Origin of the sequence: Paenibacillus macerans, from assembly GCF_900454495.1 — a bacterium.
GTDB lineage: Bacteria > Bacillota > Bacilli > Paenibacillales > Paenibacillaceae > Fontibacillus > Fontibacillus macerans.
The window spans coordinates 4,971,467-4,985,161 of the sequence record NZ_UGSI01000001.1; the positions used below are offsets into that span (position 1 = coordinate 4,971,467).

Annotated in this window: 14 protein-coding genes; 3 read left to right on the top strand and 11 right to left on the bottom strand. The window is 50.2% G+C overall.

The window, feature by feature from the left end:
* Nucleotides 1–19 precede the first annotated feature (19 nt).
* The 6 genes from DYE26_RS22090 to DYE26_RS22115 form a co-directional block, all read right to left on the bottom strand.
* On the bottom strand, nt 20–2,656 hold the full coding sequence (locus DYE26_RS22090) for a deaminase domain-containing protein (RefSeq protein WP_051985794.1): 2,637 nt from the start codon (nt 2,654–2,656) through the stop codon (nt 20–22).
* A 78-nt stretch (nt 2,657–2,734) separates the two neighbouring features.
* On the bottom strand, nt 2,735–3,136 hold the full coding sequence (locus tag DYE26_RS22095) for a DUF4280 domain-containing protein (RefSeq protein WP_036627120.1): 402 nt from the start codon (nt 3,134–3,136) through the stop codon (nt 2,735–2,737).
* Between the two features lie 32 nt (nt 3,137–3,168).
* Entirely contained in the window at nt 3,169–3,693 is a 525-nt protein-coding gene (locus DYE26_RS22100; RefSeq protein ID WP_036627122.1) for an imm11 family protein, read from the bottom strand.
* A gap of 16 nt (nt 3,694–3,709) precedes the next feature.
* Nucleotides 3,710–4,339 carry a hypothetical protein gene (locus tag DYE26_RS22105; protein WP_036627124.1) on the bottom strand — a complete coding sequence of 210 codons (630 nt, stop codon included), beginning with the start codon at nt 4,337–4,339 and terminating at the stop codon, nt 3,710–3,712.
* Nucleotides 4,336–5,748: a phage baseplate assembly protein V gene (locus DYE26_RS22110; protein ID WP_036627125.1), complete on the bottom strand. Its 1,413-nt coding sequence runs from the start codon at nt 5,746–5,748 to the stop codon at nt 4,336–4,338. Before DYE26_RS22110 ends, DYE26_RS22105 begins: the two co-directional genes overlap by 4 nt.
* Entirely contained in the window at nt 5,745–6,344 is a 600-nt protein-coding gene (locus DYE26_RS22115) for a hypothetical protein (protein ID WP_036627128.1), read from the bottom strand. The genes DYE26_RS22110 and DYE26_RS22115 overlap by 4 nt, the downstream gene beginning before the upstream one ends.
* Nucleotides 6,345–6,995: 651 nt before the next feature.
* Here DYE26_RS22115 and DYE26_RS22120 point away from each other — a divergent pair.
* Together DYE26_RS22120 and DYE26_RS34705 are read left to right on the top strand one after the other, a co-directional pair.
* Nucleotides 6,996–7,175, top strand: coding sequence for a ribbon-helix-helix domain-containing protein (locus DYE26_RS22120; protein ID WP_051985938.1), 180 nt, complete (start codon nt 6,996–6,998; stop codon nt 7,173–7,175).
* Nucleotides 7,172–7,429, top strand: coding sequence for a DUF6809 family protein (locus DYE26_RS34705; RefSeq protein ID WP_051985795.1), 258 nt, complete (start codon nt 7,172–7,174; stop codon nt 7,427–7,429). Before DYE26_RS22120 ends, DYE26_RS34705 begins: the two co-directional genes overlap by 4 nt.
* Before the next feature lie 80 nt (nt 7,430–7,509).
* Here DYE26_RS34705 and DYE26_RS22130 read toward each other — a convergent pair whose 3' ends face one another.
* The gene (locus tag DYE26_RS22130) at nt 7,510–8,271 is read right to left on the bottom strand and encodes an SIMPL domain-containing protein (protein WP_036627134.1); all 762 of its coding nucleotides are present in this window, start codon (nt 8,269–8,271) and stop codon (nt 7,510–7,512) included.
* Nucleotides 8,272–8,568: 297 nt separating this feature from the next.
* On the opposite strand from DYE26_RS22130, the gene DYE26_RS22135 reads away from it, so the two are divergent.
* A complete protein-coding gene (locus DYE26_RS22135) occupies nt 8,569–9,687 on the top strand; it encodes an IS110 family RNA-guided transposase (RefSeq protein ID WP_115311266.1) in 1,119 nt (372 codons plus the stop codon).
* 747 nt (nt 9,688–10,434) lie between these two features.
* Here the strand turns inward: DYE26_RS22135 and DYE26_RS22140 are convergent.
* From DYE26_RS22140 to rapZ, 4 genes are all read right to left on the bottom strand, one after another.
* Complete coding sequence (locus tag DYE26_RS22140) at nt 10,435–10,704, bottom strand: HPr family phosphocarrier protein (protein WP_036627138.1); 270 nt, start codon at nt 10,702–10,704, stop codon at nt 10,435–10,437.
* Between the two features lie 106 nt (nt 10,705–10,810).
* Nucleotides 10,811–11,740: a DNA-binding protein WhiA gene (gene whiA, locus DYE26_RS22145; RefSeq protein ID WP_036627140.1), complete on the bottom strand. Its 930-nt coding sequence runs from the start codon at nt 11,738–11,740 to the stop codon at nt 10,811–10,813.
* A 5-nt stretch (nt 11,741–11,745) separates the two neighbouring features.
* Entirely contained in the window at nt 11,746–12,690 is a 945-nt protein-coding gene (locus DYE26_RS22150; RefSeq protein WP_051985939.1) for a gluconeogenesis factor YvcK family protein, read from the bottom strand.
* Nucleotides 12,691–12,780: 90 nt separating this feature from the next.
* Complete coding sequence (gene rapZ / locus DYE26_RS22155; RefSeq protein ID WP_036627142.1) at nt 12,781–13,674, bottom strand: RNase adapter RapZ; 894 nt, start codon at nt 13,672–13,674, stop codon at nt 12,781–12,783.
* Nucleotides 13,675–13,695 lie beyond the last annotated feature (21 nt).

Genomic DNA, 13,695 nt, shown 5'->3' on the forward strand with positions numbered 1-13,695 from the left:
CCCTCTCTCTTCAATTATTTCATTCCGTAATAACAGAACCATTTTTCAGTTTATATACATTTCCTAGAGAATCATAGATATAAAGCGTAATATTTTTATAATCTTTACTAAATGATTTTAGTACGTTGTCGCAACTCAAGCATACATTTCTTTCAGTAGATAAATGTATAACTCCTTCAGCATTATAATTATCCTTTAGTTTATCACTTATTTCCTCTATTATTTTATACTCTGTATCTTTATCTCTTAAATATCCATTCGTCAAATCAATTTGATTGTCCGAGTTTACTTTTAGTACATCTTCATGGTATTTCCTATTTTCTATTTTTTTCGATGAAACCCAGCCAGGTACTGATGTCACCTCTCCTTTTTTGTTAAGGTTCCCATATTTGCTGAATGACTTTATTTCTCCTTCAAAATGGTTTGGAATATTCACTTCGGCATATGCAATATTACCGATTTTAAATCCTGTCAAATCCACTTCTTGATATTTAGGTGGTAATGAGTTTCTTGCTGCATCTGTTTTACTCATCAATCGTTGATAGTCGTTTAAAGGATCACCTGTCCCCCTAGGCCCCCGGTTCGGCCCATCCTCCACTTCCGGTTTACGATTATTATTAACCTCCAACTCCTCGATAGGAGTCGGCCTGTTCAATGTGGCCGTATTAGGCTTAATTCCCTTTTGGAAAAGGCCTTGCATCGCGTTCTTAATAGGCTTGAAGAGTACTAATGCGCCGGAGAACATAGCGCCATAAGCGCCAGCAGTTAATGCACCCGAAAAAGTTGGTCTTCTTCCATTGATGGATTCCGTCAATACATAGTCAGTATATCCACTGGCAAAACCGGTAGCAAGCATGCCTGTATATGCACTCGTTAGCTGACTTGCGGTCATCGGAGCCAAACTAGATGAGGCCCCGCCAATAGGGCCAAAGAGTCCGCCGGTTACGGCTCCGACAATCCCCCCGGTTACCGCGCTCCTCAAGTAGGTAGCGCCGCTGCTCAGTTCGCCGCGGGCCAAGTCGCCGACGGCGGTTGCACCCACGGCGGCAACGGCTCCGCAAGCCGCGCCCATTAATATGGCTCCGGCGACTCCACCGGTCACCACAGTAGCGGCGACCACCAAAGCGACGACCACGACAACGGCCACGGCGGCCAAAACTGTATCGAAGAGGCCCCAGCCCTTCTTTTCTTCCTTCGGCGGCGTATAGGTCTGAATATCGTCATCATATTTGGAATAGGTTGTCCGGTCAGCTCCAACCAATTTGACCTGGCTTCCCAATACATGGTACTCGCTTTCCAGCGTAAACCCGCTCTGCTTGCTTAATTTCTTGACCAAAATCATATTGGTCGTCCGGAAGACAACTCGTTTGGGCGTATATAGCGAAATCTCCTCACCGGCGTTCATCATAAGCTTCCGATGGCTCGTCAGGGTAACGCCTGCCGCGTCGTCAAAGCTAATCTTTAACGGCTCTTTAGAGCCGCTCACGATATTGATCGCAGTCGGCGTCATTTCAAGCTCGCTGCCATGTTCGGTACCAAAGTAGCGGTTTTGCGGATTCCCCGTTTTGCTGCAGTCCTCTCCATTGGTACGCACACACCCGATGACTTTCGCCTTACTTCCGGCATCATTCGGAAAGTAAAGACTGGCCGTCGTACCCTTCTGGGGCATCGAATACATCACATTCCCCGTTGGCGGAGCAAAAGGGAACCAATAAGCCGCGGCCGGCGGCTGCTCTTCATCGATTTCCAGATGCAGCTTGACCTGCTGGCCTTTGACATCGAGCACCTTGCCGTTCAGCGAGACGCCAACCAGTTGACGATTCCGGATCCGGTTTTGGCGAATCCCTTCGCTTCTCGATAATCGGTAAGTATACATCAGTTGGCCCTGATCCATGCCGGCTTTTATTTCGCTAATCACCAGCGGTTTCTCGCGAAAAAGAACCCCATCGCCAATCGAGTAACGCTCCCCCGTTCTTACCTCATAAGTAAAAAAGTCCGTAGAATGCAACGGAGATGAACCCGCCGCCATAGCCTCCTGATAGGCGAGCAAATCTTTGCTTGCCGTATACGGCAAATCATCCGGAAGCCGAAAGCTGTTCCTGCTGGGCACCCCGATGTAAAGCCGCGGTTTGGCTTCGGAAATGTCACTGAATAAAACCGTCTCAAAATGACTCGCCATCCGTTTCAGAAACTCCCAATCCGTTTCGTCATACTGGACAATAGGTTGGCCAATAGGTTCTTTATCGCCGATCAATTGAATCACATCGGACCCGGCATAGCCTTTCAACACATTTCGTACAAGCTCGCCATAGGTCATCCGGGAATCCTGAAAAGACCTGCGCCGCTTCTGGACATCCAGTTGGCTTGTGCCGGAAACGGCCTCCACCTCGACCACATAAACCCCGTTGTGATGCTTGGTCTGTACGGCGGAGATCAGGCCGCTAAACATTTTGCCCTCCCCCGATTCCTGGCTTGCAAAAACCTCAATCCGATCCTCCGCAGAGGCTTTGAGCACCGCATTCGTCTGATCCTGATCATCGGCAACACCACGGATGAACAACCGCCCATGCTCATTCGGCTTGCATTCCATTTGAATATCTTGAACGACCTTAATCCGGTACGGTGATGCAACGCTTATGCTTTCATACCCTACCATATCCACTAGCCCCCGATCGCATAACTTGTCATGCTGTCCGTCGCCTCCGCTTGTACGCTGAATGTTTGCTGCGTTATATTAATCCGCTTCCTGTTGGCCGCTGCTGTTAAACCGGATCGTCCCGCCTAACGAGCAGTGTAATTCCGACTCCGTAGTCAACGCCGGTTTCTCATCGACCTTGGCCTGCTCTTTGGTTTTCTCCCATTTCCCACCAGACAATAAAGCAAATTTACAAGGTGTCCCTTGAATTTCTTTACCATCCATTGAGATCAAATAAACCGTCTCGCCACTCTCATTTTTCGGACTGTCGCATGTCCCGAAGCTCGAAATATTCACCTCGGGAACGCAGTCCGCTTCATTCATCATCGGCTTGTCGTTAACAAAGGCCCCATGGCTTTGCGGTAAATTCAGCCTCCGGACATGCGAACCGCATTCGCAAAAAATTTTTGCGCCGCGAACCGCATACTCGTACTTATCCATCATTTCTCGCCCCTTTCACACCAGTATTTAGTTCACTCTACAGCAACCTTCTTCAAGCTGACCCCGACCAAATCCCGTCGCATGATGCTCTCTGCCACATCCAAGCGGACCATGATCAGAGGTTTCTCGCTTTCCCGCACGCGGAATATCCGTTTCTTCGCCACTTTTTCGCCTTGAAGCACCAGCTTCTTGATCACGCTGCGATCTGCGTTAAATTCACTACGTGGACTTAGCGCTTCCACTTCCTCAAAAAAAGGCAGAAAGTACAGGGTCTGCTTGCCGTTAAAATGATCCATGAGCGGAATATGCTTGAACATGCAATCCGGCTCGTACATGGCAATCAGCTTCTTCAATGGCTCTGACACCAGGAAAAGCTGATCGCTGAGCAGATCCGGGTACTCGGTCTCGGAAGTGGCCTTCACCTGAAAGATGGTCGTATCCGCGATGTGGTGGGCTTGCAAGCGGTTCATATGGCGGATATCGATTTTTTGCCGAATATGTTGTAAGACGGGCACATCAGCATAACGTTCATCCTGTTGCATCACAAAGTAATCCATGGCTTGCCTCCTCCTATCACGGCTCCTCCGCGATTCCTGCTTGTCCTGCTTCCGGCTGCCCGTAAATGATCTCGCTGCGATCCCGATATTCTCCCGCGAAGATGCAAAGATTTGGCTTCTTCGCCAGCAGCTTGCAGCCTTCACAATCGAGAACGGCCGGAACCATACTTCGCATAAACTCGATAGCGACCAGATGATAGCGCGCCGCTTCCATTTGCAAAATCCGCTCAATGTCCATTGACGATACTTTCCGGGCATAGCCTGATTTGAGCTGGTCCAGCTCCCGCATTCTGTGAAATAATGGAGCGAAAATGAAATCGGCCTGCCAGTTCAAAGAACACTCTACCGGATCAAAAAACCAGCGTTCATCATAAAGGTCGATCCGGTAGTCAGCCCGATGCTCCTTTACACTTGTACGCAGTATAGAAAGGTAAATAAACTGGATTTCTCCCTTCACTCCCGTATCTTGAAACCCGGCGCCGTTTCGGCAAACCGCGTCCATGACGCCGACGAATCCCGCTTTAATGGAATCTTGATTTTTAATAAAGGTCTCTGAAATCGTCTCCAAGTCTCCCTGCCAACGATCCAGCACATGATTCTCCAAAAACAAACCCAGCGCCTCTTCACGGCTCATGACCGAACTCATTTGATATTCACCCGGCCCCCGGTAAACGTCACCTCGTCCTCCACTTTCAGCGACGTGTTTCCTTGAATGAATTCAATACCCGACTCCCCCTGAATCAGAATTTTGGCGCCGCCGGTAATTTCAATATCCTCCATGGCCGATAGCGAAATTTTCTTGTCGCTGTTAATTTCAATCCCGCCATCGTCGGTGAGCCTCATCAACAGCTGACCCCCGCCGATAATTTCAACCGCGCCGGGTTTAAACACAATTTCTTTCCCGTATTTGGTGCTGATGCTCTTCACCGCCGGATCGCTTCGATTCTGCGGATTTGCCGAATCCGTATCGACCGAGCTTGCGGCAAAAGCATGTTTCTCCTGCTCATCCGGAAAATAAAGCCGCACTTCATCCCCCACTTCCGGCATGCAATACCAGCCGCTCCCGTCCGGTGAGGAATAAACCGTCGAATAAGCAAACCACATCGCTTCATTTACCGGTTGATCCTGATCGATATGCAGCTTCACCTTCACCTTATCTTTGGCCACGTCAAGGATCGTCCCGAATAACGACGTTCCCGCAAGCACATAAGGATATTCCGTGCGGCAGCGCAAGCCTTTGGCATCTTTTAAATCATATAAGCTGCTCAGCACGCCGTTCTCCAGCTTCGTCTCCACCCGGCCGACATACCATGTCCGCCCCTGAAACGTTACGGCATCACCTAATTCCAGCAGCTTGTGGCTGGCTACCGTGTAACAGATGCTGTCTTGCTCCGAAATATCCTCGACACCGTTCTCGGATTTCAGTTTGTAATCTTGCAAATCTTTTTTCATGGAGTAGTTATATTCATCCAGCTTCCGGGGATTATCGCCTTCCGGCACTCCCACATACAGCTTAACGCCAGGTTGGGAGCTGACCGGAACTAGAGAAGCATGAAAATGCGAAGCCAATCTCCGCAAAAACGTCCAGTCGGTCTCTTGGTATTGAACCAGCAACCCGCCGATGGTTTTACCTTGAGACGCTTCATCGATGAGGTCCGAATCGGGATAGCTTGCGATCAAGCGGTGGAATAAACTTTTATACGTTAACGTTTTGTTCTGAAAAGATCGGGTCTTCTTGCGAATGTCCATCAGGACTGAGAGACTATGCGCCTCTATGGTAATGCTTCTTACTCCCCGGGTGGCCTGAACGGAAATATTCGTAATGACTCCGTAAAACAGCGGGATCGGTTTGTCCTGATCCTGAACCGCCACCTGAATGGTATCGCTGGCCTCCGCTTGTTCTATGTACTTATCCTTCAGGTCTTCGGAAATAATGCCGCTGAGGAGCAGCTTCCCATGGTCGTTCATCGATTTATGGATGACGAGCTCCGTAATTCTCTCGAACTTGTAATGGGACACCACGATATGGGCCGACGTATAAACCGCTTCACTCATACTTGCGCCCCTCCCTCATCCTCCGCCTTGACCGTAATGCTGCGAACAGCCTGATAGGCGATATCTCGCCAATCCGGGTAGTCCTCATACCGGCAGCAAAAAGTTCCCATCAGGATCTTGCCGGCAAATTCCAGGAAATACATGATATTAAACAGGGCACCGTCAATCACCATATTTTTGAACTCAAAGTATCCCAACGTTTTCCCGCCGACGGTCTCTACCCCGCTGTTATAGAAAATATGGGAAGGATTCGATTTTTGAATCATCGTTTTCATGTCTGCTGTGAGCTCTTCGACCATCTCATCTTTGAGGTCAACTTTGACCCGATTCAGCGTAAAGTTTACGGCCCCCGCCTCGTCGCTTCTTATAATTTCGGGCCGCTGCTCATACGGATACTTGATGGAGCGGAATTCCTGGGGCATCTCTTCAAAGTCAGCAGGAAGGTAGAGGGAAAGTTTATCCTCATAATAAGACTGCAACGTAAATTCATAATACCGCTTGCCGATTTTTACCGTTCCGTCCGTAATCGAGCGGGGAACCATGGATTGCTCCACTTCATTGATCAGTTGGGTAATCTTTTCATCCATAAACGACATCCCTGTTCCTCCTTCTGCTTCCGAAGCATCAATTTTGTGAAATTAGACCATCTATCCCTATATTTCGGAAATATCCTCCGGTAAATTAACCCAGCCTCATACAAATAACCCCAAATCGAAAAAAATCACCCTGACCGGCGGAGCTTCCGCTCCGGGGTTAGAGTGATTTGGACTTTCTATATGGATTCCGATCTTTTTTGAAATTCTACAGACGGAGTACGAATAAAATCTTAGCCTTGACAAAGCTGCAAACCACTGCGGCTTATTTATTTCTTCGCCCTTTCAGATGGCGGGCAAAAGCATACTTGACGGGCTGGGCACTGACCATTAATTGCAAATCATACAACTAACTTTACATCCATCTCCTGATTCATTCGTTTAATTGCATTTCATACATTTATTTCTCATTTTTAGCCTCATTCTTCGAAAGATAGCGGAGTAACTGCAGGTTTTACACTTAATCAGACGCTGTAGCAGCAATCCGGATAAATAATTGTACATTTTGCAACTATTCCATTCAACCATGGACCAAGAATGAATGGACGGTTGTTTTTTGTCATAAAAATTCCCAATTTATATTTAATATCAAAGTTGACAATTCGTAGCTACAGATCTGCACTTATCTTGTAGCTACGAATTGGAGGTGATATGTTGGTAGCTAAGAAGAAACCGGGGCCGAAAACGGACAATCCTATGGATACTATGCTGCGTGTTCGGGTAGATAAGATTACACTGGAAAAACTGGATGACAGCGCAAAAGAGTTAAATACTTCACGTTCTGAAATCATCCGAAAAGGTATCCATAAGATCCATGACGACCTCAAAAAATAAAAGGAAGCGGCGCACTCTCTCTCAGAAATCCAGAGTATCGTCCTTTAAATCGTAAAATATCCGATACAATACTTATGTGGAAAGACAAGCTGTCTGAACACGATTTTCAAGAGCTCGAAGAATTATTGGACTTACGCTCCCAATCGGATTCCATGTACGCCGAAGCGTCCTTTGTATACGGTTTTAAGCTTGCCTTATGGATCATGATTGAAGTGACGACCGGAGAGACCGAGCTTGTGCATAAGCAAGATTAAAGCTTGCATATACCAAGAGATTTGCATAAAGTGGAGCCGCCTCCGTCAAACACACGGAGGCGGCTCCAGCTATCGCAGCCTTACTTCATCTCATAAACCACGTTGACCGTCGTCCGCAACTCGATTTCTCCTGCTTCTACGGGCGTGCTTCCCGCGCTGTCCATGGCAACCTCGTTAACCGCCTTGTACTGCACCGAAATGCTCGGCATGCTGGCGTTCTCCAGGCTAATGCTTACCGCCTGGCCCAACGTGCGGCCGGCCGCTTTGACTAGGATGTTCGCTTTCCGGCCCGCATCGGCCATTGCCTTTTGGATGACTTCCTCTTCGTATTGCTCCGGTTTCTCGGCGCCAAAGCGAATGTCGTCGATTTGATTGGCCCCCGCAGCGGAAGCCGCATCCAGGAGTTCTCCCACCTTATCCAGATTGCGGTAGGTCACATCCAGCGAATAACGGGCCGTATACCCGTTGATGGATTCCGCTCCTGTTTTATCGTTATACGTATAATCGGGGCGGACCGAGAATTGACCGGTTTGGATATCTTTTTCGTTAATGCCCCAAGTTTCCTTAAGCAGTTTGGTCAGCTTGGCCGCTTTCTCGCCGTTCGTTTTCTGCGCTTCCTGGGCCGTTTTCGCTTTGGTGACGACGCCGATGGACAAATAAGCCACATCCGGCTTCACCGTAATCTCGCCTTTTCCTTGAACGCTGACTACGTTGGTTTGAAAATTGCTCTCGGCGGCATTGGCCGTTCCGACCAACCCCCATGAACCGTTGACGTATGCCCCTCCCATCAACAGGGAACCGGCAATCAAAATGGACGCAGCAGGCTTTAACCACATTTTCATAACTCATGACCTCCAATGGTGGTGGATTTTAACTACTAAACGCGCCCCGCGGACAAATGTTGCAGCATATGAAAATAATCGGCGGATAAATTTCGCTCCGGCTGCCCTTTGATTTGAAAACCCTTACTTTTGCGGATATAAGTGCAGCTCCTTTAAACGAGGTCGAGCGAGGCCGTCATTCTAGCTATGATGAACGTAAACAAAAGACAGCCCTCCATATTGCTACATCTCGTAGGTTAAAATGGATAGTGAAAACCAAACCATTTCAGAGCTACATAGCAAAGGAGAGCTGATACTATGCAGTCTACCACAAAATTCGTCGGTTTAGATGTATCCAAAGAAAAAATTTCGGTTGCTATTGCAGATGCAAGCGGTGAAACTCCTCGCTATTACGGGAGCATTCCTCACACTCCGGCGGCGCTGCGCAAGCTGATCAAAGAACTGGGACCGGCCGAAACGCTATCGTTTTGTTATGAGGCAGGTCCGACAGGTTACGAAACCTATCGCTGGATCACCTCCATGGGAGCCCATTGCGTTGTCATTGCTCCGTCGCTTATTCCCAAACGCCCTGGCGATCACGTGAAGACGGATCGACGGGACGCCGAGCAGCTTGCCCGTCCGTTTCGTGCAGGAGAATTGACTCCTGTCTACGTCCCGGAGCGGGAAGACGAGGCTTTGCGGGAGTTGGTTCGCGCCCGGGAGGCCGCCAAAGAGGACGCGCATCGGGCACGCCAGCGGATATTGAAGTTCCTGCTCCGCCATCACATCGAACCGCCGGCTACGATAAAGCGTCGTTGGACCCGGAAGTACCGTTCCTGGCTGGAGCAACTGACATTCCCTTATGAGCCCATGCAAGTAGCCTTCGACGAGATGCTCCATACCTTAAATGAGATCGAGCAGCGGATGGGGCGTTTGGAAAAAGCCTTGGTTCAGCAAGCCACGGTCGGCTCCAAGGCAACTCTGATTCGGGTGCTTCAGTCCCTGCGTGGGATTGGACTACTGACGGCCGTCACTCTAGCTGCTGAGATCGGTTCATTTACTCGCTTCCGCTCCCCGGCCCAACTCATGGCGTATTTAGGGTTGGTTCCTCGTGAGAGTTCAACCGGCCTGAGTACTCGGCGCGGAAGTATGACCAAAGCCGGTAACGGGCGCTTGCGCCGATCCTTGGTGGAATCCGCCTGGAGCTACCGTCATCGGCCTGCGGTGAAAGGAGATCTCGCCAAGCGTTTGGATGGCATGCCGGCCGATATACAACTGTTGTCGTGGAAAGCGCAAGAAAGATTGCATTACAAATACCGTCATCTCATTTTTGGAAAGAACAAACACAAAAATGTGGCCGTAGGCGCGGTGGCCAGGGAGCTAACCGGGTTCATATGGGCTGTTGCTCGAACGGTGGAACAACCGGTGGCTAACTAACGCCCCTTCCGTCCCCTTTGGGGAGACGCAGGGAGCGTTGCCCCCTGCACCCCCACACTCGCCGTGAGGCGTTCCTCATTTCCAATGAGGAATAGGAAAAGTGTTGATTTGAACCTAACCGCTTGTCAAGAAAAGCGCTTGACAAGCTCACGCCTGAGCACGAGGCCCGGGAGCAAACGAAGGTTCCGGGAGAGAATTTGCGTCAACCGTTTGCACTAGGTGAGTAACTGAACGTGCGCTTCTAGCTTGCAAGAGCTCTCCTTGACGAAGGCATAACATGTGGTACCAACCCACGGATAGCAGCGTGCCGACCGTCGCTCGCATTTTTGCTCTCGCGCCACGTGCTCAGGCACCTCTCACACGGAGGGCTTGACAAAAACGTTCATAGCAACGGTTGTGATTGCCGTTATTTCGTTAGAATGCAGGGGAAATAAATCTAACGGTTGCGGCAGAGCTTATTTTGCCTTTTTGCTGCGGATTCGAGCCCTTTTCGCCCGAATAAGCGTGATTGCAACCGTTAGAAATTGGAATCCCGGCTTTTTGGCTAAATAAGCGCCATTACAACCGTTAGCGCCAAAGCGACATGTTGTTTGCAGATCCGGGATGCATAAGCGTGTTTAGCTCCAAACAAGTGATTGGCCAACTGATTTTTCAGTCCAAACGCCGATTTCTAACGTAACGACAAAAAAGGATGAATCCGCTTCGCGAAGCGGAACCATCCTTTTGTTTCCGATGAAAATCCGGTGATTACTGGTTCTCCAATTCCTCTTTGCTGACCAAATTGATTAAAGCGTTTGCAGCCTGTTCTGCATCCGCGCCTTCCGCACTAATGTAAATTTCAGTACCGGTGCTGATGGCCAGACTCATAATCCCCATAATGCTCTTGGCATTCACTTTTTTATCGTCTTTTTCAACGAAAATTTCCGAAGAATATTTATTCGCTTCCTGAACGAAAAGCGCAGCCGGCCGAGCGTGCAGTCCCGTTTTCAATCGAACGGTAACCGGGTTTCTAACCATGAAAACTTACCCCCTATACGAATTCAATCATCAGTTACAAATTCGTGGTCATTATAATTTATATCATTATATCATACACAACGTGCTACACACTAGCAAAACCGCTTTAGCCCCCGCGAATTTTTTCCGCCAGCTCGTCGATTTTGCGCAGCCGGTGGTTCACCCCGGACTTGCTGACCGTTCCCTTCAGCAGCTCGCCCACTTCTTTCAAATTCATGTCGGGATGGGCCAAGCGGATCTCGGCGACTTCGCGCAGCTTATCCGGCAAATTCTCCAGGCCTACTTCCTTTTGCAGCAGCTTGATGTTGTCGATCTGACGGACGGCGGCGCCGATCGTTTTGTTCAGATTCGCCGTTTCGCAATTGACGATACGGTTGACCGAGTTGCGCATGTCGCGCATGATCCGCACATCTTCAAACTTGAACAGCGCCTGGTGAGCCCCGATGATGTTCAGCAGCTCGATGATCTTCTCGCCTTCCTTGATGTACAGGATAAAACCTTTTTTGCGCTCGATGCAGCGCGCGTTCAAATGGAACTCGTTGGCCAGCTCGACCAGGGCTTTGCAGTGTTCCTCATACATCGAGGAGATCTCCAGATGGTAGGAGGAGCCTTCCGGGTTGTTTACCGAACCGCCGGCCATAAACGCGCCGCGCAAATAAGCCCGCTTACAACAGTTTTTCCGGGTGAGCTCCGGATTAATCCCCGGCGTGAAAACAAATCCTTCGGAAACGATTTTCAGTTCCTTCAAAATTTCTTCCACTCGCCCGGGGATCCGCACGATGTACACATTATTTTTCTTGAGACGCATTTTTTTGCGCACGAGCAGTTCGGTGTGAATCTGAAAATGCTTCTTGAGCAAAGAATAAATCCGCCTTGCGATCGCGGCGTTTTCGGTCGAGATGTCCAGCACGACCTTTTTGTTGGAGACCTGGACCGAACCGTTCATCCGGATCAGCGCCGATAACTCGGCCTGCTCGCAGCAAGCGGAGGCTTCGACCATGGTCAGCTCTTTTTTGGTTTGCGCCGCAAATGACAAGGGACTCACCTCTTTCGCAAAATCCAGTCTTGGACCAGTTGATATATATGATGGCTTAATTTGTCGGCATCATGCCGCAAATACCGGCGGAACAACACCAGCGTGTCCGCGATGACCTTATAGCCTTGACCGGTGACGTTGTCCCAGTCGACCTGCACCGGTTTAGCCCCTTTCTCGGCGTAAAAATCCTGCACCTGCGCCGGAATCTCCCCGTCGTTTACGATGACATAATCGAATAAGTGCTTCCCGACATGATTGTAGACCGCCTGCAGATGATCGCTCACCGTATAATCGTCCGTTTCCCCCGGCTGGGTCATGACGTTGCATATAAATATTTTGATCGCCGATGTGTTTTCCAATACCGCCTCCGCCAGCTTCGGCACGAGCAGATTCGGAATAATGCTGGTGTACAAGCTTCCCGGTCCAATCAAAATAGCGTCCGCCTCCCGGATCGCTTCGACCGCCTCAGGCAGCGGCTCCACTTCCTCCGGCTCCAGAAAAATACGCTTGATTTTCCCCCGAACCTCGGGAATTTTCGATTCGCCGGTGACGATCGAACCGTCCTCCATCTCCGCATGCAGCACGACGGCCTGGCCGGCGGCAGGCAGCACGCGCCCGCGGACGGCGAATACGCGGCTGAGCTCGCGCACGGCCGTCACGAAATCGCCGGATATGTCCGTAATCGCCGCTAGAATCAAATTGCCCAGGCTGTGCCCGGCTAGTCCCGAACCGGCCGCAAACCGGTAGTTCAGCATATCCGACAGCAGCGGTTCAACGTCGGCCAGCGCCGTCAGCACGTTGCGAATGTCGCCCGGAGGCGGCATCTGCAGTTCGCTTCTAAGAATTCCCGAGCTGCCCCCATCGTCGGCTACGGTTACGATAGCCGTGATATCGAGCGGTTTCTCTTTCAATCCGCGAAGCATGACGGATAAACCGGTTCCCCCGCCCATCACGACGATCCGCGGAACCCTTTCTTCCTTGGCCCGATGTATCACTAATGGTTCACCTCTTAACTTGAGTCCACGCCAGTGGGAGCTCTCTTAATGCCGATCCCGTCCTTCGTCCCGGTGGCTCACGCGAACCGATTCCGTTTCACTGGTTCCGAGCATCCGGCCCAAATATTCGGCGATCGCCACCGAACGGTGTTTGCCGCCGGTGCAGCCGATCGCGATGATGACCTGGCTTTTGCCCTCTTTGTGGTATTGCGGCATAAGGAAATGCAGCATATCGAGCAGCTTGCTCAAAAACTGCTGCGTCTCCGGCCACTTCATAACATATTCATATACGTCGCTGTCTCGTCCCGTGTGTGGGCGAAGCTGCTCAATGTAATGCGGATTGGGCAAAAAGCGAACGTCGAATACCAGGTCGGCGTCAATCGGGATGCCGTATTTAAATCCAAACGAAGTAATATTGACGGATAAGTTGCTGCTCTCCAAATGGGAGAATCGGGAAATGATCTTCTCCTTCAGCTGGGCCGGCTTCATGTTGCTGGTATCGATCACCTGGGTGGCCGACATCCGCAGCTCATGCAGCATCTTGCGCTCCAGCTTGATCCCGTCGAGCGGCATGCCTTCCGGCGCCAGCGGGTGACGGCGGCGGCTCTCCTTGTATCTTTGGACGAGAACCGAATCGGTGGCATCCAGAAACAGGATTTCGCACTTGATGGTGAAGTGGTTTTTAATGTAACCGAGCGACTCTTCAAGCGCCGTAAAAAATTCCCGCCCGCGCAAGTCGATCACAAGCGCTACCTTGGCGATTTTCCCTTTGGATTGCTCAATCAATTCGGCGAATTTGGGAATCAGTACCGGAGGCAGATTGTCTACGCAGAAAAAACCGAGATCCTCCAAACTCCGTACGGCAAGCGACTTCCCCGCACCCGACATGCCCGTAATAATGATCAGGTTGGCAACTGGACTCGTTTCAATATCCGGCATCGTTATTCCCTCCCGCAAATT